At 46.0% G+C, this 21,665-nt stretch carries 20 protein-coding genes and 1 riboswitch; of the genes, 16 read left to right on the top strand and 4 right to left on the bottom strand.

Annotated elements, in window-relative coordinates; translation table 11 throughout:
- Positions 1–196: 196 nt before the first annotated feature.
- The 5 genes from MRBLPE1_RS03645 to MRBLPE1_RS03625 all read left to right on the top strand — a co-directional run bounded on the left by MRBLPE1_RS03645 (position 197) and on the right by MRBLPE1_RS03625 (position 6,108).
- Positions 197–1,102, top strand: a complete 906-nt coding sequence (locus MRBLPE1_RS03645) for an ABC transporter permease (protein ID WP_414698845.1) — start codon at positions 197–199, stop codon at positions 1,100–1,102.
- Positions 1,103–1,117: 15 nt separating this feature from the next.
- Entirely contained in the window at positions 1,118–2,008 is an 891-nt protein-coding gene (locus MRBLPE1_RS03640) for a carbohydrate ABC transporter permease (protein WP_364141640.1), read from the top strand.
- Between the two features lie 30 nt (positions 2,009–2,038).
- Positions 2,039–3,565, top strand: coding sequence for an ABC transporter substrate-binding protein (locus tag MRBLPE1_RS03635; protein WP_364141637.1), 1,527 nt, complete (start codon positions 2,039–2,041; stop codon positions 3,563–3,565).
- A gap of 225 nt (positions 3,566–3,790) precedes the next feature.
- Positions 3,791–5,341: an ABC transporter substrate-binding protein gene (locus MRBLPE1_RS03630; RefSeq protein WP_364141634.1), complete on the top strand. Its 1,551-nt coding sequence runs from the start codon at positions 3,791–3,793 to the stop codon at positions 5,339–5,341.
- Positions 5,342–5,478: 137 nt separating this feature from the next.
- Positions 5,479–6,108 carry a spore coat protein gene (locus MRBLPE1_RS03625; protein ID WP_364141631.1) on the top strand — a complete coding sequence of 210 codons (630 nt, stop codon included), beginning with the start codon at positions 5,479–5,481 and terminating at the stop codon, positions 6,106–6,108.
- 56 nt (positions 6,109–6,164) lie between these two features.
- On the opposite strand, the gene MRBLPE1_RS03620 is transcribed toward MRBLPE1_RS03625, so the two are convergent.
- Together MRBLPE1_RS03620 and MRBLPE1_RS03615 are read right to left on the bottom strand one after the other, a co-directional pair.
- Entirely contained in the window at positions 6,165–7,238 is a 1,074-nt protein-coding gene (locus MRBLPE1_RS03620; protein WP_364141628.1) for a GIY-YIG nuclease family protein, read from the bottom strand.
- A gap of 181 nt (positions 7,239–7,419) precedes the next feature.
- Positions 7,420–7,830 carry a VOC family protein gene (locus MRBLPE1_RS03615; RefSeq protein ID WP_364141625.1) on the bottom strand — a complete coding sequence of 137 codons (411 nt, stop codon included), beginning with the start codon at positions 7,828–7,830 and terminating at the stop codon, positions 7,420–7,422.
- Between the two features lie 282 nt (positions 7,831–8,112).
- Positions 8,113–8,270, top strand: a riboswitch (cyclic di-AMP (ydaO/yuaA leader).
- A 130-nt stretch (positions 8,271–8,400) separates the two neighbouring features.
- On the opposite strand from MRBLPE1_RS03615, the gene MRBLPE1_RS03610 reads away from it, so the two are divergent.
- Complete coding sequence (locus MRBLPE1_RS03610; RefSeq protein WP_364141622.1) at positions 8,401–10,218, top strand: APC family permease; 1,818 nt, start codon at positions 8,401–8,403, stop codon at positions 10,216–10,218.
- Between the two features lie 89 nt (positions 10,219–10,307).
- Here MRBLPE1_RS03610 and MRBLPE1_RS03605 read toward each other — a convergent pair whose 3' ends face one another.
- Positions 10,308–10,523 (bottom strand): alpha/beta-type small acid-soluble spore protein, encoded by a 216-nt coding sequence (locus tag MRBLPE1_RS03605; RefSeq protein ID WP_364141619.1) that lies wholly within the window; start codon positions 10,521–10,523, stop codon positions 10,308–10,310.
- 396 nt (positions 10,524–10,919) lie between these two features.
- Between MRBLPE1_RS03605 and MRBLPE1_RS03600 the strand changes: the two genes are divergently transcribed.
- From MRBLPE1_RS03600 to MRBLPE1_RS03555, 10 genes are all read left to right on the top strand, one after another.
- Positions 10,920–11,645: a hypothetical protein gene (locus tag MRBLPE1_RS03600; RefSeq protein WP_364141616.1), complete on the top strand. Its 726-nt coding sequence runs from the start codon at positions 10,920–10,922 to the stop codon at positions 11,643–11,645.
- A gap of 202 nt (positions 11,646–11,847) precedes the next feature.
- Positions 11,848–12,114 (top strand): hypothetical protein, encoded by a 267-nt coding sequence (locus MRBLPE1_RS03595; protein WP_364141613.1) that lies wholly within the window; start codon positions 11,848–11,850, stop codon positions 12,112–12,114.
- Positions 12,115–12,306: 192 nt separating this feature from the next.
- Entirely contained in the window at positions 12,307–12,924 is a 618-nt protein-coding gene (locus MRBLPE1_RS03590; RefSeq protein ID WP_364141610.1) for a cyclase family protein, read from the top strand.
- A gap of 74 nt (positions 12,925–12,998) precedes the next feature.
- Positions 12,999–13,688 (top strand): metal-dependent hydrolase, encoded by a 690-nt coding sequence (locus tag MRBLPE1_RS03585; RefSeq protein ID WP_364141607.1) that lies wholly within the window; start codon positions 12,999–13,001, stop codon positions 13,686–13,688.
- Positions 13,689–13,721: 33 nt separating this feature from the next.
- The gene (locus tag MRBLPE1_RS03580) at positions 13,722–14,600 is read left to right on the top strand and encodes a TolB family protein (protein ID WP_364141604.1); all 879 of its coding nucleotides are present in this window, start codon (positions 13,722–13,724) and stop codon (positions 14,598–14,600) included.
- A gap of 256 nt (positions 14,601–14,856) precedes the next feature.
- Positions 14,857–15,117, top strand: coding sequence for a hypothetical protein (locus MRBLPE1_RS03575; RefSeq protein ID WP_364141601.1), 261 nt, complete (start codon positions 14,857–14,859; stop codon positions 15,115–15,117).
- A gap of 155 nt (positions 15,118–15,272) precedes the next feature.
- Positions 15,273–15,494 (top strand): hypothetical protein, encoded by a 222-nt coding sequence (locus MRBLPE1_RS03570; protein ID WP_364141599.1) that lies wholly within the window; start codon positions 15,273–15,275, stop codon positions 15,492–15,494.
- 251 nt (positions 15,495–15,745) lie between these two features.
- On the top strand, positions 15,746–17,533 hold the full coding sequence (locus MRBLPE1_RS03565; RefSeq protein WP_364141596.1) for a sensor histidine kinase: 1,788 nt from the start codon (positions 15,746–15,748) through the stop codon (positions 17,531–17,533).
- Positions 17,526–18,617, top strand: coding sequence for a response regulator (locus MRBLPE1_RS03560; RefSeq protein WP_364141593.1), 1,092 nt, complete (start codon positions 17,526–17,528; stop codon positions 18,615–18,617). The genes MRBLPE1_RS03565 and MRBLPE1_RS03560 overlap by 8 nt, the downstream gene beginning before the upstream one ends.
- A gap of 113 nt (positions 18,618–18,730) precedes the next feature.
- Entirely contained in the window at positions 18,731–20,002 is a 1,272-nt protein-coding gene (locus MRBLPE1_RS03555) for an ABC transporter substrate-binding protein (protein WP_364141591.1), read from the top strand.
- Between the two features lie 92 nt (positions 20,003–20,094).
- Here the strand turns inward: MRBLPE1_RS03555 and MRBLPE1_RS03550 are convergent, their stop codons facing one another.
- Entirely contained in the window at positions 20,095–21,600 is a 1,506-nt protein-coding gene (locus MRBLPE1_RS03550) for an alpha-N-arabinofuranosidase (protein ID WP_364141588.1), read from the bottom strand.
- Positions 21,601–21,665: the final 65 nt, after the last annotated feature.

Raw genomic sequence — 21,665 nt, 5'->3', positions numbered from 1 at the left:
CATGTCGGAAACTCGAAAGCTGAATGTCGGATTATTAATAGTTGGTGTATTTGCTTTGCGATAGTATTAGACCAAGCAATAAAATAATTAAAGCTAAAGGTGGTCGAGACCCTTGCAAGCAAATACCGAGACGTCAACCCCCGTTATGAAAAAGGTCTCATTGAAGATGGAGAAGAAAGCAACGTTCGCATTGGAGATGAGAAAAGTAAAGAAATACCGTGCATTGGTGCTGATGGCGCTTCCCGGCCTTTTGTACCTGCTGATTAACAACTATTTGCCGATGTTTGGCATTGTCATCGCGTTTAAGGACATCAATTTTGCAAAAGGCATTATGGGCAGTGATTGGATCGGTTTAAAAAATTTCGAATATTTGTTTAAAACGACAGATGCTTATATCATTACAAGGAATACGCTGCTGTACAATATTTCCTTTATTTTATTGAATACCGGAATCGCGCTAGCCTTAGCCATTATGCTGAATGAAATCCGTAAACGTTTCTTGTCCAGAATGTACCAGACGTTGATCCTGCTTCCTTTTTTGATTTCCATGGTTATTGTAGGCTACCTGGTGCTTGGTTTTCTGGATGTTGAAAACGGGTTCATGAACAAGACCCTGCTTCCTTTCTTGGGATTGGATTCCATTTCTTGGTACAGTGAAACGATGTACTGGCCATGGATCTTAACCATCGTGAGCGTATGGAAGGGCGTAGGTAACTTATGCATCATCTATTTAGCAGCAATCATTGGAATCGATAGCGAATATTATGAAGCGGCGACGATTGACGGCGCTAACAGATGGCAGCAAATTTTGAAAATAACACTCCCGCTCGTTGCGCCGGTAATCACGATTATGACCTTGCTTGCCATCGGCCGTATTTTCTACTCCGACTTCGGCTTATTCTTCCAGGTTCCGCTGAATACAGGCGCACTGATGCCGGTTACGAACACGATCGATACGTATGTATACCGCGCCTTGATTAACCTAGGCGACATCGGGATGTCCTCCGCAGCCGGCTTGTACCAAGCGCTTGTTGGTTTCATTCTAGTCATCGTATCAAATGCTGTCGTAAGAAAATATAACAAAGACAACGCGTTGTTCTAGAAAGGGAGAGATTATATGCAATCATCCGGCAAGCTCTATCAATGGGCCATTAACATCGTCATGCTGGTATTCACGTTCTTTTGCGTCATGCCGTTTTGGCTGTTGTTCTCCGCTTCCCTAACTGACGATATGGAACTTGTTCGCAGCGGTTACGCCTTTTTTCCAGATCAAATAAGCTTCTCCGCATACGGTTATTTATGGAACAGCTCTTCGGAAATCATCCGGGCCTACAGCATCACGGTCTTAACGACGGTGATCGGCACGGCACTCGGATTGACGCTTACGGCGATGGTGGCTTATCCGCTTTCGCGGCTCGAAATGCCGTTCCGCAACTCGCTCGCTTTCTACGTCTTTTTCACGATGCTGTTTAACGGGGGCCTAGTACCGACCTATTTGCTCTATACTAATTATTTCGACTTGAAAAATACGATGCTGGCCTTAATCATACCTGGCTTGCTAATGAACGGATTTTTCATTATCCTGATGCGCACTTTTTTTGCGAGCTCGATTCCGACGGCGATTATCGAATCGGCTTACATCGACGGGGCAAAGGAGTGGAAAATTTTTTATCGCATCGTATTGCCGCTGTCAACGCCGGTGCTTGCGACGGTCGGCTTGTTTTACACCATACTGTTTTGGAACGACTGGTTCAACGGTTTGATTTATATAACGGACAGCCAGTACTACAGTCTTCAGAACCTGTTGAACCGAATCCTTCTGGATGTACAGTTCTTGCAGAGCTCTACGCAAGCAGGCAGCCGAAGCGCTGAAATCGCGGCTAATATTCCTCTTGCATCCATGCGGATGGCGATGGCCGCGATCGGGGTTATCCCGCTGTTGATCGCCTATCCGTTCTTTCAAAAGTATTTCGTCAAGGGCCTGACTATCGGCGCTGTAAAAGGATAATAGAGAAACAAACGAACATGGGGGAGCAGGATGGGATTGGAAAGAAAAGCATGCAAGACGGCTGCGCAGCTGCTGCTTGCAGCAAGCCTAATGGTTACGGGCTGCGCATCGGAAGAGAACCGTTCCGCGGGTAACTCGGCGGAAAGCGGAAACCAATCCGTTAAGGCTGCCTACGAGGTAACGATGGTTTACCCGGCGAGCGTAGAACCAAAGGATTTGCTGGCTGTCCAGGATGAAATCAATAAGATTACGAAAGAGAAAATAAATACAACCGTAAAGCTTATTCCGGTCGGTTGGGGAGCATGGCCGCAGCAAACGACGCTGATGCTCTCTGGTAACGAGAAAGTCGATTTAATCGTCAGCGGTCTTAACACATACAGCCAGCAGGTGTCCAAAGGACAGCTGCTGGAGCTTGACGGGTATCTGGCCGAACAGGGCCAAGGGATCAGGGGAGCGCTTGACAGCCTAGATCCGGATTTTCTGAATGCCGCCAGAATCGGCGGCAAGATTTACGGCATCCCGAGTATCCGTGATTTGGCTGCCGATTATGGCATAACGATGCGTAAAGATCTGATAGACAAGTACAAAATCGATACAACAGCCATTCATTCGCTGGATGATTTGGACGCAGTGTTTCAAATGGTTTTGGAAAATGAGCCTGACATCGTTCCAACCGTAAAGTACGGGAACTCTATTATCGATACTTATTTAAACAGCTATTTTGATAATTTAGGAGACGGCTTTGGCGTGCTTCCGGGTTATGACAATGGACTTAAAGTCGTCAATATGTACGAGGCTCCGGAATATGCCAAGCTGCTAAATACGGTGAGAAGATGGTATCAAGCAGGCTACGTTGCCAAGGATGCGGCAACAAGCACGGAGACGCAATACAATTTGGTGAAGGCAGGCAAAGCGTTTTCGTTTATCTCGCACATGAAGCCAGGCATTGAAAACCAAGAATCAAAACTGACAGGAACCGCTATGGTGTCGATCCATTTGAGGCCTGCCGCGAGTATGACGTATAACATTACCTCTATCATGTGGAGTATCGCGAGAAACTCAAAAAATCCCGAACAAGCAATGATGCTGCTAAACCTGATGTATACCGATAAAGATCTGATCAATTTATTTGATCATGGCATTGAAGGAAAGCATTACGCAAAGCTATCGGATAACATCATCGATTTCCCAGAAGGCGTAGATGCGTCGAATTCGGGCTATAACCAGCAGATGGGATGGATGTTCGGCAACCAATTCCTGTCCCATATTTGGAACGGGGATGATCCGGAGCTGTGGGACGAGCTTGCGGCATTTAACAAAAACGCTTTGAAGTCGAAGGGGCTGGGCTTCACCTTTAATGCCGATGCGGTCAAAACGGAGATTGCCGCTGTAACGAACGTGTCAAACCAATACAAAATCGCGCTGGAAACGGGTACGGTAGACCCTGCGAAGCAGCTGCCGGAATTTAATAAAGCCTTGAAGGCAGCGGGAATAGACAAGATCATTGCCGAGAAGCAGAAACAGCTTGACGCTTGGGCGTCGGCTGGAAAGCAATGACGAAACGATGAAAGGGCGGTGCAGACATCCGGATGCACCGCCCTTGCTATATTAAAGACCAAATGAAAAGGCGGGTTTGCAATTGGAAACGATTTTGAAACCCATGTTCATATACATCGGAAAATCGAAAACAGGATGTCGGAAATATGAAAGTATGCTCCGGCATTTTCATCTATTCTACTAAGTGTACACGCTTTCATTAAAAGAAACCGGGAGGTCACATCAATGAAAAAGAACAAATATGCAGCTAAAATGTTTTTGTTATTGGCTCTTGCAATGACCATGCTTATTGGCGCGTGCAGCAACGGTGGCAGCAATGCAGCAAGTTCCGGGAACAACGGAGCCGTTTCAGAAGGAGAAAGCGGCAGCGCAGGCGGAGAATTGAAGCCTGTCGAGCTAGTAATGGTATTTCCCGCAGGCGGGGAACCGAAGGATATGAAGCTGATTTCGGAAGCGATCAACAAATTGACGAAGGAAAAAATCAATGCGACCGTCAAGCTGATTCCGATCGGATTTGGAGCTTGGACGCAGCAAAAAACGTTGATGATGTCTGGCAATGAGCAGGTAGACCTGATCGTAAGCGGACTCGGAACTTACAGCCAAGATGTGGCTAAAGGGCAGTTTCTTGAGCTCGACGGTTATTTGGCTGAGCAAGGCCAGGGAGTTACGGAAGCGCTTGATTCCCTTGATCCTGCGTTCTTGAACGCAACAAGAATTGACGGGAAAATATATGCCGTTCCGAGCATCAGGGATTTGGCTGCGGACTATGGCATTACGATGCGCAAGGATTTAGTTGATAAATATGACATCGATACGGCTGCGATAAAATCGCTGGATGATCTGGACGCTGTATTTAAAACGATTAAAGATAATGAGCCGGGTATCATTCCGACAGTCAAGTACGGTATCTCTATTCTGGATATTTTTGTAGGCAGCTTCTTTGATACCTTAGGTGATGGATTTGGCGTACTGCCAGGTCATGATAACAGCCTCAAGGTCGTGAACATGTATGAGACGCCGGAATATGCGGAAATGTTGAATACGGTCAGAAGGTGGTATGAAGCAGGCTACATTGCCAAGGATGCCGCTACAAGCACCGAGACGCAATACAATTTGGTTAAATCCGGCAAAGCCTTCTCGTTTATCTCTCATATGAAGCCCGGCATAGAGACCCAAGAATCGAGAACGACTGGCAAAGAGATGGTGTCAGTACACTTCAGACCTGCAGTTACTGCGACGTCTAACATTACATCCATTATGTGGAGCGTCGCAAGAAATTCGAAGGATCCGGAGAGAGCGATGATGCTGCTTAACATGATGTACACCGATAAAGATTTCATTAATCTGCTGGATTACGGGATCGAAGAAAAACATTACGTGAAGGTGTCCGACAATGTCATCGATTACCCGCAAGGGGTGGATGCAACGAATTCCGGCTATAATCTGCAAATGGGATGGATGTTCGGGAATCAGTCCCTGTCCCACATTTGGAACGGGGATGACCCGGAGCTGTGGAATCAGCTGGCGGATTTTAACAGAAACGCTATTAAATCGAAAGCGCTGGGCTTCACCTTTAATGCCGACGCCGTCAAAACGGAAATCGCGGCGGTGACGAACGTTCAGAATCAATATAAAATTGCTTTGGAAACAGGAACCGTCGATCCCGCGGCTAAGCTGCCTGAATTTATTAAACAGCAAAAAACAGCGGGTATTGACAAGATCATCGCAGAGAAGCAAAAACAGCTGGACGAATGGGCTGCAGCTAACAAGAAGTAAAGGAACGACTGACCCCTTGTTATGACGTAGAGTCATAACAGGGGATTTTTCATGATTTGTACCGGCAGGATGAATAAGTTTCCTTTAAATTATTGATATTAAAGAAGTTAATCAATCAATAACAAAGGAGACTTAACATGCAGCAGCAAACGCAAAGCAACACAAATTTACAAGGTACAGGTATGCAGGCATTCAATCATGGAGGTCACGAGCTCTTTGATATGCATGAAGTATTGTCCTGTTCAATCGGCATGTTGGATCAATTTATGATCTTTAGGCAGTATGTACAAGATGTCGAATTGCTGGACATATTGGATCGTCAATACAACTTTGCCCTTTCCCAATACAATCTGACAGCGGAATGTTTTGCCACAGGCCAAAAGCCAAGCCAAGAAACGTCAACGTATATGATTAAAGAAATAATCGAGCCCCTCTACGGTTTACAAGCGACTCAGCCGAAAAAGCCCAATCAATCACTGGCGGATGTAAAAGACGCAGGCATCAGCGGATATATGATTGGACTAGTGAAATCCCATGCTTCACTCTTGGCAATGGCCGCGGTTGAAGTTACGAATCCAGTCGTACGCCGGGTGTTGGCTTCGCAAGTGCAAAACTTTGTTGAAATGGCCTATGAATTATTTATGTATCAAAATAAACGTGCCTATTACCAAGTGCCGCAATTGGCAGCCAATGATATGCAAATTATGATTAACGCGTTCGTACCGGCAAACGGAATGCCGCAAATGCCGGCAAATACGGTCCATTAAATGGGCATATAAGAAAAGGCCGCCCTTTGGCGGCCTTTTTTTAATCCCGGGATGAACTAAAGCCGGTTGAATCGGTACTCATAATTGTTTTTGCATAACTGCAGAAGGTCATATTTTAACCCCCGCTTGGGCTCGGTGAGGATAAACTGCTTTTCTCCTCTTTTTTTTAAGGATGCATATACCTTTTTTCGGTCGCAGATGCGACTCGCTATGATTTCATCAGGCTTCGCCTCGGCATATCTGGTGATCATAAATTGGTCGCCGGCAGCAGCATCGTTCGGTTTTTCGAGCTCAAACATCTGAAAGTCGCTAAGCATGCCTGCTTGGACTTTTGCAACCAGCGCATGGGAGCTGCCGAAGTAGATGACATCCTGATCGATAACGGCTTCCCTGTCTACAATTTGTTTGTCTGCTGCTTGCTCCAAATTTCGGATACTGATGAGCATTTGCTGTGCTTTTTCAAATTCCATTTTTGACGCATAAGTCTCCATCCGGTCATACAACGTTTCAATCAGGCCTTTGCCTCGATGGGCGAGCAGCTCCGAGGCTTGGCGAACGTTATTCAAATAACTCTGCTTCGATATTTTGCCTTCGCACACGCCGCTGCATTTCCCGATATGGTAAAGCAGGCAGACTTGCTTGGGCATGGTTTTACAGGTTCGAAGACCGTAATGCTCCGTTACAAATTCAAGCAGCGCATCACGGAACCGGGCGTTTTTGAAGGGACCCAAACGGTGCATTTCCTCTGGTTCAGCGATTTTCCGATGACGGCTGCGGTTCCGGTAATACACATCCAATCGCGGAAGCTCGTCAGCTGTCAGCTGCAGATAGGCATAACCGCTGTTATCTTTTTTTAATGCCCGGTTAAAGGGAGGTTTATGGATTTTTATCAAATTATTTTCGAGGAGCAAGCTCTCCGCTTCATTATTGACAAGCACGACTTCAATGGACGCTATTTCCTGTACGAGCTGCTTGATTCTGCGATGGGTATGGTTTTTCGTAAAGTAGGAACGCAGCCGACTTCGCAGGTTTTTGGATTTTCCGACGTAAAGGATGCTGCCTTCTTCATTTTTCATCAGATAGCAGCCGGGGCTTGACGGGTATTCAGCTGCTTTGAACAAGAATGGCATCCAGCATCATCCTCCTTATCAAAATGGTATTTAAATATTTCATCCGACACTATTCGACATCCGTGTGAATAATTCCTTGTTTTGATAATAGGAGAAATAGACGAAGCAAAGAGGAGGCAGCCCTCAGCAAAGGGCCGTCTCCTCTTGATGTGATGAAAAAGCTTATCCTTATTCGGATGGGTTAGGCTTGGCTTACGGCTGCCTCGGTGGTAATCATCCAGCGTATGCCGAATTTGTCTTCGATTTGTCCGAATAGAGAGCCCCAGAAAGCAGGCTCCAAAGGCTGATGGATTTGACCGCCGACCGCTAATTGATTAAAGGCTTGCCGTGCTTCTTCTTCCGAAGCGAATTCAAGGTTCAAATGAACGGCGTTACCGCTCTGGACAGGTTCAAACACGGAGTCTGACATAAAGAAATTGACGCCTGCGGCATTGAAACAGAGGTGAATGATTTTGTCTTTGAGCTCCTCACGTGCGTCGGGAAGCTGGCCATGCGTCATAATGGAATTGATTTCTCCTCCAAGTGCCTGCATGTAAAATTCGGATTGTGCTCTTGCGTCCTCGGAAATGATGTAGGTCGTGTATTTTGCCATTCTAAAACATCCTCTCTTATTGGGTTGTAACGATAATCCAATCGTAACATATAAAACGTGATGCAGTTTCTTATGGATTGCTATGATTCACCAATGATTTTCTCATAATCCAAAGAGATCGTAAGCATACAAACGATATGCAAAGAATGCATAGGATGTAATCGGTTAAATGATTCCGCATGACTCGAAATTTAATCAATTTAGACCTTTATGATTGTTTACAATGCCGGAGGAGAGGAGTAAGATTCAAAACGTAATCTATTGCCGTATTATTTCATGTAATATCCTTAATCGCTGAGTTCTGAAAAAGAAGCGGGGGAACCATCGAGCAAGATCATGCGATCTTGTCTCAGGGGTGAATCACTTGGCCATGCCAAGCGTAGGGCGACTTTTGCGCCCGAATCCGTCAGCTAACCTCGTAAGCGTCCAAAAGAGGAATTTATCACGAACGAACCGAGCTATTTGGGTAAAGCCGTGGGAAAGTCCTTACTTTCCTGCGGCTTTTTTTTGTGTTCCATGCGGCAGTTAGCTTGTTATTTTATTTCATGGGTTGGAAAAGGGGAAGTTATGATGGTCAGCAGATTTAAACGGTTGTTAATCGGTCGTCCGATGAAAAGCTCGGAAATTGAAGGCGAAAAGCTTAGCAAGCTTAAGGCGCTTGCCGTGTTATCATCCGATGCTTTATCTTCGGTCGCATACGGGACGGAGCAAATTTTAATTGTGCTGATGGTTGCCGGCTTTACGGCGGTTTGGTACTCTATTCCGATCTCCATCGCTGTACTCGGTCTTTTATTGGTGCTGATTTTATCATATCGCCAAACGATTTTCTCTTACCCTACCGGCGGCGGCGCTTATATTGTCGCGAAGGATAATCTCGGCGTTTCTACAGGTTTGTTAGCAGGCGGCTCGCTGCTTGTCGATTATATTCTGACGGTTGCGGTCAGCACTTCCGCGGGTACGGATGCCATTACGTCCGCTTTTCCGTCGCTGCATGATCACCGGGTCCTTATCGCATTAGTGATGATCGCGCTTCTGACCCTTATTAATTTGCGGGGAATCACGGAGTCGGCTTCCGTGCTGGCCATGCCGGTCTACTTGTTTGTGATTGCTATCTTTATCCTGATTATATCCGGTATAATCAAATATTTGGCAGGCGGCGTACCGGGAGCAGCGCCTGAGATGGGTGCCGCGGTTTCGAACATAAGCTTATTCCTTTTATTGAAGGCTTTCAGCTCAGGCTGCTCGGCGCTTACGGGCGTAGAGGCGATGTCCAATGCGATTCCGAACTTTAAGCAGCCGGCCGAGCGCAATGCGGCAGCTACGCTAATCATGATGGGGACGATTCTAGGCGCAATGTTTATCGGCATAAGCCTCCTTGCTTATTGGTACGGTATTATACCGAATGAGAAAGAAACCGTGGTATCGCAAATTGCGAATGCGACATTTGGCAGAGGCGTCATTTATTATGTGATTCAAGGCGTAACGGCGCTCATTTTATTTCTGGCGGCCAATACGGCTTATGCGGCATTTCCGCTGCTTGCCTTCATGCTGGCGAAAGATAAATATATGCCGAATATGTTCATGGCGCGGGGCGACCGTTTGGGCTTTTCTAACGGCATCATTATTCTGGGCGTTTTATCCGCGTTATTGGTTATCGCCTTTCACGGCAATACCGAAAATTTAATTCCGCTATATGCAGTGGGGGTATTTATTCCGTTTACGCTTTCCCAGCTGGGCATGATGGTACGCTGGGTGAAGCTGAAGCCTGCCGGTTGGCTCTCGCGTTTCATCATTAATACAATCGGGATGCTGACGACGCTGGCGATTACCTTAATTTTTATTTTCACGAAGTTTAGCCATGTTTGGATGGTATTTATCTTCCTGCCGCTCGTTATTTTATTGTTTTATGGGATTCACCGCCATTACCGCAACATGGCAGACGAACTGCGGATTAATATGGCGATAGATAAACCGGTTATTAAAGGGAGCACGATCGTGGTTCCCATTGCGGGCATAACGCGTGTCGTCAATCATTCCCTAAGCTATGCCAAATCGTTGACGGATAATGTCGTTGCCGTGTATGTTGGATTTGATGACGAGGATATCGAGCGAATGGAAAAGAAGTGGGAAGAATGGAACCCCGGCGTCCGGCTCATCGTTCTCCGTTCCAGCTATCGGAGCATCATTAGGCCTTTAATGCGGTTCATTGATACGATTGAATGGAAAACGGCAGAAACGGATCATATTACGGTTCTCATCCCGCAGTTTATTACGAAGCATTGGTGGCATTATTTACTGCACAACCAAACGAGCTTAATGCTCCGCGCTTATTTATTTACGCAAAAGGACGTAGTCATCGCAACCGTGCCATACCACCTGCAAAAATAGGATCCGCACAATGCTGCCGTTTAGCTGCAGGATCGATACGTTTATAAATGAAAAGCCCTCCTGCAAAAGGAGGGCTTTTCGTCGGCTGATTAGAAGTTACGCCCACCTAATTGTTGTTCCGCGATTTGAACCAGCTTTTTCGTGATGTATCCGCCGATTGATCCAGCGTCGCGCGTGGATAGATTACCATTGTATCCATCTTGCGAGAACGAAACGCCAAGCTGCTGCGCAGCCTCGGTTTTCAATTGATCAAGGGCTACTCTTGCTTGCGGTACAACCAATGTATTCGATTTTCTTCTGCTCATTACAATCACTCCTTCATGGGATGTGAGGTTATTATGTGGTGTGAATTGTAAATGTATACAGAGATACGGTCAGAATTTTCAATTTTTTTTCGAAATGTTTCAAGACATCGGAAATGGAAGAAAAACCCTGACTTTTACGAAAGGAGAAAAGAATGATGCAAGGTGAAAATGTCTACCTGCTGCCGATGGCAGAGTGCCGAACCTTGGATATTGGATGGAACGAGGAGTGAATAGCAGGGATTATATGACAGAAAGGAGGACCATTAACGGTTATTTTCATTCCATAAGGAAAAGAAATCCTTTTTTAGGACTTAAGCCTGTTTCGAAAACCGCATACCGCGTTTATTATCCTAATAGAATGAACTAATATAACCAGATAAGGGGAAGTGATTGTCGATGAAGAAAATGGTCATGACGATGTTCAGTTTAGCGTTGGTATTTGTTCTAGCAGCAGCCGCAGGGGGGACGTCGAAGGTTGAAGCAGCTACAAAAAAAGAGTATCTTGAAATTTCCAAGAACGTTCTGTACTTCGGAGAAGTGAAAGACGGTAAGCCGCATGGAAAAGGAACAATGACCTGGTATCAAACGAAGTCCTATGCGGGTGATTGGGTTAACGGCAAACGGAACGGCTTAGGTAAATATGTCGCTAATTCCACTAGTGATCGCAAAGAAACAAAGATTACATATGACGGCGCTTGGAAAAATGACCAAAAGGTTGGAAATGGCGCTCTGTACACGAGAGTAACAGACTTTGACGGTGAAGTGGAGTACCACAAAATTCAGTTCGGTACTTTCGCCGACGACCGATTTGCAGCAGGCTATTCCGTCGCCCATAGTGAAAAGGATCCGGTATACAGCTTTAACTATAAGGATGCTAATCTGAACCTTCAAATCATGGGCACGAATGTGAATATGAAGGATGCTTGGAAAAACGGGAAATTTACGACCATTCAATACATGAAAGGCGACGTCGCGAAGCACTATGCCGTGAAATTTAACGAAAACCCTTCATTGGTAAAACAAAACAAAGCAACGCTTGAGTTTTTGAAAAAACTTCAAACTCAAATCAATCCGCATTTAGTCAAATTTGAGGCTTTGGCGAAGCGCGTGCCGCTGGCTTAATCCGAAGCGGCAAACGCAAGCAGATGACTCCGTTAACAACGGGGTCATCTTTTTTATTCCCAACTTCCTGAGCTGTCAAGTACCATGGAAAAATGGTACTTGGTGGATGCAATTGAGTTGTGTATAGTTGAATGAAACGAAGTCGTTCAACGAAAGCAATCAAACCGTCGATTCAAGGTTAGCGGGAAGGTGAAGAAAAGCCGTGAAGCAAATAACGATGACGAATCGAGAGCTTTTAAGGAAAGCGGCAGTATTAAGACAGCATGAAGCATACGCCTATCAGGCGGCCTATTACTTGCTTGAAGACGAGGCGCTGGCTGCCCGTGCGGCATCGGATACGCTGGCGGCTTTGCTGCGGGATGAATCCTTTTTTTCATTGTACCCGGAACTGCAGAAGCAGCAGGTCAAACGTATGGCCATCAAGCACTCCTTGCAAACCAAAGCATCCGTATTACAACCTTCGCCGTAATTCACTCCCTTCTGACCGAGTACCGGAAAACACCAAACCTCCGCCAAATTTTTTTCATTCTTCTGCTGTTTCTTATACCTTTCATTATTTTGGCAAGCATGGCTTTTGTGCTATATTTGGATTGGAAGCGAAAATAGTTAAAGAAAGCCAAATGGCTTAGCGTTTTTGGCGGAAGGAAGGGGCAGCAGCGGTGTGATCATTGATCTGACGCATACGATAAAGACGGGGATGCCCGTTTACCCCGGCGATGAAGAGACCCGGTTGGAGCATTCCCGGCAATTTGGCAAGGATGGCTACAATAATCATCAGCTGTCCGTTAATATGCATGCGGGCACTCATATCGATGGTCCCATGCATTTATTAGACGTTGTGGAGTACATCAGTGAAATATCGGCAGAAAACTTTGTCGGCGACGGCGTGCTGCTCGATGTAAGCGGAGCAGCCGAGGTTGCTTATAAGGCCGAGTATGAAGACATCATTAGAGAATCTCAAATCGTCATCCTGCACACGGGGCATGGCGAGCGTTATGGCCAGCCGGAGTATTTTACCGATTATCCCATTTTAACAGCGGAATTTGTTCAACTTCTTATTCGGAAAAAGGTTAAGATGGTTGGTTTAGACACACCTTCACCGGATCATTATCCCTTTGACATCCATAAAAGCTTATTTCGCAATCACATTTACATTATTGAAAACTTGAAAAATGTAAAACGTTTACTCGGTGTTAAAGCATTCGAAGTTATTGCGCTTCCGCTCCGTATTCAAGCGGATTCTTCGGTCGCAAGGGTTATAGCCAGAGTAACGGAGTAAGCTTGGTAATACGACGTCGCAAGTGGGTAATGACGCAGTGACGGACATCATATAAATTGGAGGAAAATGCGATTATGGAAATTATTTACCACGGGCACTCCTGTATTCAAATGATTGAAGGCGATAAATCACTTATTATTGATCCCTTTCTTCGAGGTAATGCCTTAGCAGTGACGAAGGCGGAAGAAATTAAAACGGATGCAGTCCTGCTGACGCATGCGCATATGGACCATATTTTGGACGCCGACCTGATCGCCAAAAATAATGATGCGCCAGTCGTTGCGATTGCAGAGCTGGCGGCATTTATGTCTTGGAAGGGCGTCAAGACCATCGATATGAATATCGGCGGTACGGTGGATTTAGGATTCGCCAAGGCCAAAATGGTACAGGCCTTCCATTCTTCGGGCATTGTGCTGGCGGAAGAAAAAACCGTGATTTACGGCGGCATGCCAGCCGGTTTTATTGTGAACATGGCGGGAATAAATGTCCTTCATGCGGGAGACACCGCTTTGTTCAGCGATATGAAAATGATCGGTGACCGGCATGCGATTGATGTAGCGTTCATTCCAATCGGTGACCATTATACGATGGGAGTGGAGGATGCGCTGCAAGCAGCGGAGTGGTATAACGCGAAGCTGACCGTTCCCGTTCATTACAATACGTTTCCCGTTATCCGCCAGGAAGCTGAAAGCTTTGTTCAGCAGCTTCAAAGCAAAGGGATGAACGGGTTGGTACTGAGCCCGGGAGAGAAAGTAACGTTATAATCAGCATTTTGGGCATTGCGTAGGATGAGCATAATGAACATGCGTTCATACGATGAAAAGGGTGGTATACGAATGGGACTCGTTAGCCTTTTGGAAACGGTAAATGTAAATACAGGAGAACGTACGGTCTTGGCCGAATTCGATTATTTAATTGAAGCGCCGAATTGGACGAAAGACAATAACTATCTGATTTATAACAGCAAAGGCCTTATTTATAAATTTGACCTCGCAACCCGCGAAAGCAACCCAATTGAAACGGGATACGTCAACCAAAACAACAATGACCATGTGCTTTCACCTGACAATAAACGATTGGCGGTCAGTCATCATACCAAGGAGGATGGCCAATCACGCATTTACGTGCTTTCGCTTACCGGAGGTCAACCGGTCCTGGTTACCCCGATGGCTCCTAGCTATTTGCATGGCTGGTCGCCTGACGGCGCCGTACTCTCCTACTGCGCAGAGAGAAAAGGCGAGTATAACATTTATACGATTCCTGAAGGCGGCGGGATGGAGACACAGCTTACGGATACTCCAGGCCTTGATGATGGACCCGAATACTCGCCAGACGGCCGCCATATTTGGTTTAATTCGACGAGAACGGGCTTGATGCAAATATGGCGGATGAATCCGGATGGCAGCGACCAGAAACAAATCACGTTCGATGAAAGCAATAATTGGTTTCCGCATGTGTCGCCGGATGGGAATTCCATCGCTTATCTGGCCTACCGCAAGGGGGATGTGGCTCCGAACGACCATCCTGCAAACAAAAATGTTGAGATTCGCCTTATGGGAAGCGATGGAGGCCCATCAAGTACCTTGGTTAAGCTGTTTGGCGGGCAAGGGACCATCAATGTAAACTCTTGGTCGCCTGACAGCCGCTGTTTGGCCTTTGTCAGCTATCAATTGTAGGGGCTAGGCTGATGTCGAAAGGTGTTGCTTCAAACATACGAAATACGACAAAAAAAGTGTTTTATGCTGTTGCATAATCGCAGCTTTTGACTATATATCGGAAATCACAAGGATCCTGTATCTTTTCACGCGTGTGTGAAGGAACGGGATTTTTGTTGATAAAAAAATTTTATTCGACTACGTACTTCGACAGAGTTTTATTATCCGCGGAGATATACTTAACTGGTACTATTTCATTGACAGCGGAGGGTTGCTCATGATTAATTCAAATTTTAAAAAAAGAATTGTCTGGTTCATTAACAGCGAAATCGAGCGCGTGCTAATCAACCTAAAGACTGGGGCAGTTAACAAAGAAAATGCCTTAGGCAGCTTTAGTACCCTTTATCAGATCGCTTCGTCGACGAAAGATGCTGATTCGATGATTAATATCTGCGAAATCATTGAGAAGGTTCGGGAATCAAATCATCGAACGGGGTTATTTCATTTTACGGAATACCGCCAGGAATCTTTTTATTGACTTAAATTTATTTTCATAGGCGATTTCAGAGAAAAGAGACCGAGCAAGGTCTTTTTTTTTTCTGAAAATTTTCTCATGGTAAAGATGATTCAGAATTTCCTCAGTGGTTAAGTATAGTTAAGCAATTCAACAACCACTCGAGAGGAGCACCACAAATGAATAAAACGAAAAAGAATAGCAGCCTCACTAAGCTGATTTTCATTGCTTTGATGAGCGTTACCGTCGTCTTCGCCGCATCTGCATGCAATAATGACAACAACGTGGATAATGCAAATGGAAACGTGATCATAGAAGACGATAACAATGCTTCAGGCAATACAACCGCACCGGAGGCCACTGCCGAACCAGAGGCTACCGATGAGGTCAGCACTCCTTAACAAAATACCGATAATAGAAAAAAGACCTCTGTCTAGCAGCGCATAACCTATGTTATGCACGGCAAGACAGAGGTTTTTTGCGTTTTTCCATGGCTGTTTCTACAATACTAGAAAACACGCTGGTTAAGAAAGACGGGAATCAATAAAATACAATGCGAAACGTTAATTTAATGCAATGAAAAGGTGTATTAATTTGGTACACTTGAACTAGATCGTCACGCGTAGGACTTCACAGGAAGAGGGAGAGCGATATGAAACGGACCAGTATACGCTACAGGCTCATGGTTTTAATGATTTGTTTGACGACGCTGCCCGTATTGACGGTCACATGGATAGCTATTCATAATACGCGAAGCTCGGTCGAAAAAGAAATCATCGATGCCAACCGCTCCCGCATGATGTCTGCCGATCAATATTTGGATGAGCTGATCCGGCAAATGAATGTTTTATTTTATTCGCTTCAGGTCAATCAGCCGTTGATCGAGGGTTTAAACGCAATCGATATCCAAAGCGGGAGCGGACAGTTTCGGACGCAGAAATATATTCAAGAAACGTTAACGAATGCTTTTTATGCAAATTCAAAAAAAATAGATGAGCTGGCTTTGTATACGCATCGAAGCCAAAAGGTTTATTCGGTCAATTATGCGAGCAGCGGCTTAATTTATTCGCTGGATATAACGAAAGGGAACTGGAGCCGCATGCTGCAAACCCCAATTACGTTGTATTTCAAGGAATCCGGGAACGGGATTTACGCCTTCCACAGCATGAACCGGTTTGCCGACCAGCAATTGCTTGGCGGGTTATCCATCCGCTTGAACAAGGAAGTGTGGAAGGAGGTCAGCACGATTTTAACCTCGGAAGAAGATGACAGCTCATTTTTCTTAATCAATGATGAGGGGGAGCAGCTGGCTGCCTCGCCTACGGAGCAAAGCTTTCACGCTATACCCGGTATCCAAAGCTTGAATCATGACGGTTTGATAAACAAAGAATTGGAAATCAAGAAAACCGACAGCCACTTTATATTTATCAAACGGGTGGATGACGGCGAGCTTACTCTGATTAAAGCTTTACCGATCACGACGATTACTGAGAGCGCTAACAATACGGTTAGAGCAGGCATTATGACAGGTTTGCTGTTTGCGCTAGCCTCCATTTTATTGTCCATTATGGTGTCTCTCCGAATTACCAGGCCGATTGTCAGCTTAGCGAGAACGATGCGAATGACGCCCGTCCAGCAATTTGAGCTTACTTCGGTACGCAGCCAAGATGAGATCGGGCTGTTGGAGCGAGGATATAATTCCATGATGCAGCGGATGAAGGAGCTGGTAGAGAACGAATACCAGAAGGAGATCGAGGTGAAGAACGCGCAGCTAATGGCGCTGCAAGCGCAAATTAATCCTCATTTTTTAAATAATACTTTGAATTTAATAGGCGGCATGGCATTGGTGAAGGGCGCGCCGGAAATTTATAAAATAACGAAGGTTATCGGCGACCTGCTGCGTTATTCGATAAGCTCCGGGTATGACGCAGCTGCCTTGGAAGAAGAACTAAAGCATATTCGCAATTATTTATTTATACAAGAGCAGCGTTTTGCGGGACGCTGCACGGTTACCATCGATTATGACGGCGCGGATTACGGTCTTCAGCTTCCGAGGTTTACGCTGCAGCCGTTGGTTGAAAATGCTTTTGAGCACGGGCTGCAGGCGAAGGAAGGCAGCTGGCAGGTCCGGATCCGGTTAAAAGTAATCCGAAAGCATATGGTTATCCTGATTGAGGATAACGGAATGGGTATGGATCAAGCGCGGCTGAAGCAGCTGCGGTCAGAACTAAATGAAGGAATAGCCATAAAGAATGATCGTCCGGATCTGGAAAAAGAAATGCCTAGAATGCGTAAAGGAATTGGCCTGAAAAACGTGAATGCAAGACTGAAATTGCATTTTGGCGAGCGCGCTGCAATGCGAATATACAGCAAGCTGGGAAAAGGAACAATATTTGCGCTGAAGCTGCCATTGTCAATGAAGGAGGAACATCATGCATAACGTACTTATTATTGATGACGAGCCATGGGCAAGAGAGGTAATAAAATCTTTAGGTGAATGGGAGCAGCTGCAGCTTGCGATCGCCGGCGAGGCAGAGGATGGCAAATCGGGGCTTCGATTCATTCAGGAGCATGCACCGCACATCGTCGTTACGGATATGCGCATGCCCGGCGTGGATGGCGTCGAGCTGTTAAAACAAATCAATGAACAATTTCCTCTCCTTAAAATTATTGTCATGAGCGGCTATGACGACTTTATGTATTTAAAACAGGCTATAAGGTCGCGTGCAGTGGAATATTTGTTGAAACCCGTAGATCCGATAGAGCTTAATGCCGCTTTACGGAAATGTGTCGAGGAGCTGAACGCGTTGCGGCAATCAGAGGAAGGTCCGCATCGGATAATGCCGCTGCTCTTTTCAAGCGTACCTCAAACGGATCGATATTTAGCGCTAAAGCAGCGTGCGCTCGCCGCTTTATTTGAGCTGAACAAGCCATCAGTCCTGCATACGCTGGGCAAGATAGAAGCTTTAGTGGCAGATGCTTTTCCCGAGGGTTTAAAGGCGGAGCAGCTTGAACGGCTGGAATTGGATTTTAAAGCTACACTCGAGCAGTACCTGGCCGATTATGAATCTTTGGGAAGCGGCAGCCTAGCAATGCTTCAAGAAGAGCAAGGCCGCCTCAGCGTCAGCCTCACGGAGACAATCGGTAGCATCGGACGAATGTACAGCGAAGCGATCGATAGGATGGAGGCTCTCCAAAAAACAAAAGGAAATTTGGTTATCGCAGAGGTGAAGGGTTATCTGGATAAGCATTATTTAGAGCCGATCGCGCTTGAAAGCGTAGCCCATCAATTTTATGTCAGCAAGGAGCATCTAAGCCGAACCTTTAAAGCAGCCCTAGGGGAGAATCTGACGGAATATATCATTCGCAAACGGATGGAGAAGGCCAAAGAAATGCTGCTTATGCCGCATGTCTCGATTAAAGAGGCAGCGCGGCTAACCGGCTATACCGAGCTTCCTTACTTCCATCGTGTGTTCAAAAAACATTTTGGCGTCACGCCTGGCGAGATGCAGAGCGGAAAATAACAACGGTGCATGATCAATATGATGCAATTAATGCCGATAATCGTCTGAATGCTTCCTGCTTCCCGCCTAACTGTACTTAAGAGGACCAACCAAACAAACAGGGGGGGATTCCTATGAAGAAAATGCTTACGTTAGGTCTCGCAAGCCTCATGCTTATTCTGTCGCTGTCCGCTTGCGGTTCGAACAACACGGCGAGCACCGGCGTAGAGAAAAACACGCAAAAGGTTGAATTGAAGGTGCAAATCGGGTCGCCAAGATTTAAGGAGCAGTTCGAGAAATATTTCGAGCAGTTCAAAGCGAAAGAGCTCGCCGAGAAAAATATTGCCGTAACCATTGATCTGGAAATGCCAAATCCCGATCAAGCGAAACAGGTGCTGCAGGCAAGGCTTGCGTCAAACGATGCGCCAGATATCTTTGACGTTCATGCCAATGATTTGAGTACGTATGATAGAGCCGGATATTTAGAGGATCTTACAAGCCAGCCGGCTGCCGAAACCCTTTACGACACGGTTAAAAATACGGTCATGAATGACGGACGGATCATTGCGCTGCCGCTTGAGAGCTTGTCATGGGGTTATCTTTACAACAAAAAGATATTCAGCGAACTAGGCCTAACGCCGCCGCAAACGCTTGATGAAATGAAAGAGGTTGTAGAAAAATTGAATAAAGCGGACACGAAGCCGTTCCTGCTAGCCTTTCAAGAATCATGGGTTCCGCAGCTAATGACTGCTTTGACATTAGGCGGGATCGTATCCTCGGAGCATCCGGATTGGATCGAGAAAATGAATAAAGGCGAAGCGTCCTACGCCGATGTCAAGGATATTTTTAATATAATTGATCTCATCATGGAAAATGGTACCGCAAAACCGTTCGAGGTCGGAAATGAAGCGGGTTCTGCCGATTTTGCAGCCGGCAAGGCAGCAATGTGGGTGCAGGGGCCTTGGAACGCGGAAACGATCCTAAAAGTAAATCCGGAAATGGAATTTGGCGTTGCGCCGCTGCCGGTAAGCAATAATGCGGCAGGCACGATGATCAATCTGTCGACCTCTACAACGCTAGCCGTATCGAAAAAAAGCAAAAACAAAGAAGTGGCGCTGGATTTGTTGAACTATTTCTACGATGAGAAGGATTCCTCCGCGTTATTCCAGGAGCTTAAATTTAATCTCGCGTCTACCGTGCATCAGTATGAAGTGTTCCCGTGGGTGAATGAAGCATCCGAATACGTGGCGCTTGGCAAAGCCTATCAGGATCTGAAGCTGCCAAACGGCGTGACAGATGAACAGGCCAAATTACTTCAAAGCTACTACGCCAAAGAGGTTACGAAGGAGCAGTTTATAAGCAGCATGGATAAGGCATGGGCCACGGCAATCAAAAGCACTCATTAATTCAGTTCAATCAGCGTTCATGCTGAAAAACCGCCGGAGCACACGCTCCGGCGGTTTTTTGATTTAAGCTTAAAGAAAGAGAAGGTACCGCATTATTTCACTTGCAGCCTGATTACATTCCAAGACGCTTTGCCCAGCACGGATGTTACCGCACCATTGTCGGCTTTTGCATTTCCGCGGTTGTGAGGCACAACTTGTCCCGGATTTGCTTTCGTGTTGCTTGCCTTTAAATCGTCATTTTCCAGAACGATATGCTCGATCACGCTTACGTTCCCGAAGCTGCGAACGTCAACATTCAGCTCCATGCCGTCTGTTAAATGGCGATTGACAGCGAAGATCGTCACTTCGTTTTTCTCTTCATTGAAGACGCTGATCGCTTCCAAATACGGAACATCCGTGAAATCCTTCGAATCGTATTTAGGCGAAGTTGTAATCGGCTGCAGCACCGTGCCTCTGCCGTAAATCGAAGCGTGCATATAAGGATAGTAGGTTGTTTGCAACCAGAGAGGTCCGCCGTTTTCTGTCATAATCGGAGCAATGACATTGATTAATTGAGCTATGCAAGCCATTTTCACACGGTCAGCATGCTTTAGTAACGTGATGATGAAGCATCCGACAGCCAGCGCATCCTCATGCGTATACACATCCTCGAATTCCGGAGGAGCTACCTGCCACAACACCTCGGCCCGGCTGGAACCGATGGAATTCCAAACATTCCATTCATCGAGGGACAGCATAAGTTTCTTTTTGCTCTTCTTTTTGGCTTTGATATAATCGCAAATAGCCGTCACATCGTAGATGAACTGATCCATATCGAGCGATTTCGCAAGAAAATTGGACGAATCATTTTCATTATTATTGTAGTAGGTATGCAGCGATAAGAAGTCGACTTGGTCATAAGTGAGATCAAGTACCGTAGCCTCCCAATCGGCAAAGGTGCTCATTCCGCTCGATGAGCTGCCGCATGCGACAAGCTCAATGGACGGGTCGACCCAGCGCATCGCTTTGGCTGTTTCGTTCGCTAGTCTACCGTATTCCACAGCGGTTTTTGCGCCGATTTGCCAAGGGCCGTCCATCTCATTGCCAAGGCACCATGTTTTAAACTTATGAGGCTCTTTATAGCCGTGAGCGATTCTTAGATCGCTGTAATACGAGCCGGAAGGATGATTGCAATATTCAACGAGGTTTCTTGCCGCATCAATGCCGCGAGTACCGAGATTGACCGCCATCATAACCTCCGAGCCGACAAGCTTCGCCCAATCGGCGAATTCATTCGTGCCCACTTCATTGGTTTCCGTCGTCCACCAAGCGAGATCGAGCAAACGTTTCCTCTCCGATTTAGGGCCGACGCCGTCCTCCCAGTTATAACCGGAAACAAAATTGCCACCCGGATAACGGATGATCGGAACGTTCAAGGAACGGATCGCTTCCAGCGCATCTTGGCGAAAGCCGTTTGCATCGGCGGTAGGATGGCCAGGCTCATAGATCCCGCCGTAAACCGCTCTTCCCAAATGCTCAATAAAGGAACCATAGAGCCTTGGATCTACCTCGGAGACGGAAAAGTTTTTATCGATTAGCATGGTTGATTGAATTGTCATAAAAAAAACTACCTCCTAGTTGAATTAATTAATAAACTAATTCATAATTGTTAATATTCTATATC

Source organism: Paenibacillus sp. LPE1-1-1.1 (genome assembly GCF_040676435.1).
GTDB lineage: Bacteria > Bacillota > Bacilli > Paenibacillales > Paenibacillaceae > Pristimantibacillus.
This window is presented reverse-complemented; position numbering and strand designations above follow the sequence as displayed.

What these genes read in the sequence shown, in the direction of transcription:
- MRBLPE1_RS03645 (WP_414698845.1), top strand. Translation starts at nt 197, where the DNA reads ATGAGAAAAGTAAAGAAATACCGTGCATTGGTGCTGATGGCGCTTCCC.
- MRBLPE1_RS03640 (WP_364141640.1), top strand. Translation starts at nt 1,118, where the DNA reads ATGCAATCATCCGGCAAGCTCTATCAATGGGCCATTAACATCGTCATG.
- MRBLPE1_RS03635 (WP_364141637.1), top strand. Translation starts at nt 2,039, where the DNA reads ATGGGATTGGAAAGAAAAGCATGCAAGACGGCTGCGCAGCTGCTGCTT.
- MRBLPE1_RS03630 (WP_364141634.1), top strand. Translation starts at nt 3,791, where the DNA reads ATGAAAAAGAACAAATATGCAGCTAAAATGTTTTTGTTATTGGCTCTT.
- MRBLPE1_RS03625 (WP_364141631.1), top strand. Translation starts at nt 5,479, where the DNA reads ATGCAGCAGCAAACGCAAAGCAACACAAATTTACAAGGTACAGGTATG.
- MRBLPE1_RS03620 (WP_364141628.1), bottom strand. Translation starts at nt 7,238, where the DNA reads ATGCCATTCTTGTTCAAAGCAGCTGAATACCCGTCAAGCCCCGGCTGC.
- MRBLPE1_RS03615 (WP_364141625.1), bottom strand. Translation starts at nt 7,830, where the DNA reads ATGGCAAAATACACGACCTACATCATTTCCGAGGACGCAAGAGCACAA.
- MRBLPE1_RS03610 (WP_364141622.1), top strand. Translation starts at nt 8,401, where the DNA reads ATGGTCAGCAGATTTAAACGGTTGTTAATCGGTCGTCCGATGAAAAGC.
- MRBLPE1_RS03605 (WP_364141619.1), bottom strand. Translation starts at nt 10,523, where the DNA reads ATGAGCAGAAGAAAATCGAATACATTGGTTGTACCGCAAGCAAGAGTA.
- MRBLPE1_RS03600 (WP_364141616.1), top strand. Translation starts at nt 10,920, where the DNA reads ATGAAGAAAATGGTCATGACGATGTTCAGTTTAGCGTTGGTATTTGTT.
- MRBLPE1_RS03585 (WP_364141607.1), top strand. Translation starts at nt 12,999, where the DNA reads ATGGAAATTATTTACCACGGGCACTCCTGTATTCAAATGATTGAAGGC.
- MRBLPE1_RS03580 (WP_364141604.1), top strand. Translation starts at nt 13,722, where the DNA reads ATGAACATGCGTTCATACGATGAAAAGGGTGGTATACGAATGGGACTC.
- MRBLPE1_RS03575 (WP_364141601.1), top strand. Translation starts at nt 14,857, where the DNA reads ATGATTAATTCAAATTTTAAAAAAAGAATTGTCTGGTTCATTAACAGC.
- MRBLPE1_RS03570 (WP_364141599.1), top strand. Translation starts at nt 15,273, where the DNA reads ATGAATAAAACGAAAAAGAATAGCAGCCTCACTAAGCTGATTTTCATT.
- MRBLPE1_RS03565 (WP_364141596.1), top strand. Translation starts at nt 15,746, where the DNA reads ATGAAACGGACCAGTATACGCTACAGGCTCATGGTTTTAATGATTTGT.
- MRBLPE1_RS03560 (WP_364141593.1), top strand. Translation starts at nt 17,526, where the DNA reads ATGCATAACGTACTTATTATTGATGACGAGCCATGGGCAAGAGAGGTA.
- MRBLPE1_RS03555 (WP_364141591.1), top strand. Translation starts at nt 18,731, where the DNA reads ATGAAGAAAATGCTTACGTTAGGTCTCGCAAGCCTCATGCTTATTCTG.
- MRBLPE1_RS03550 (WP_364141588.1), bottom strand. Translation starts at nt 21,600, where the DNA reads ATGACAATTCAATCAACCATGCTAATCGATAAAAACTTTTCCGTCTCC.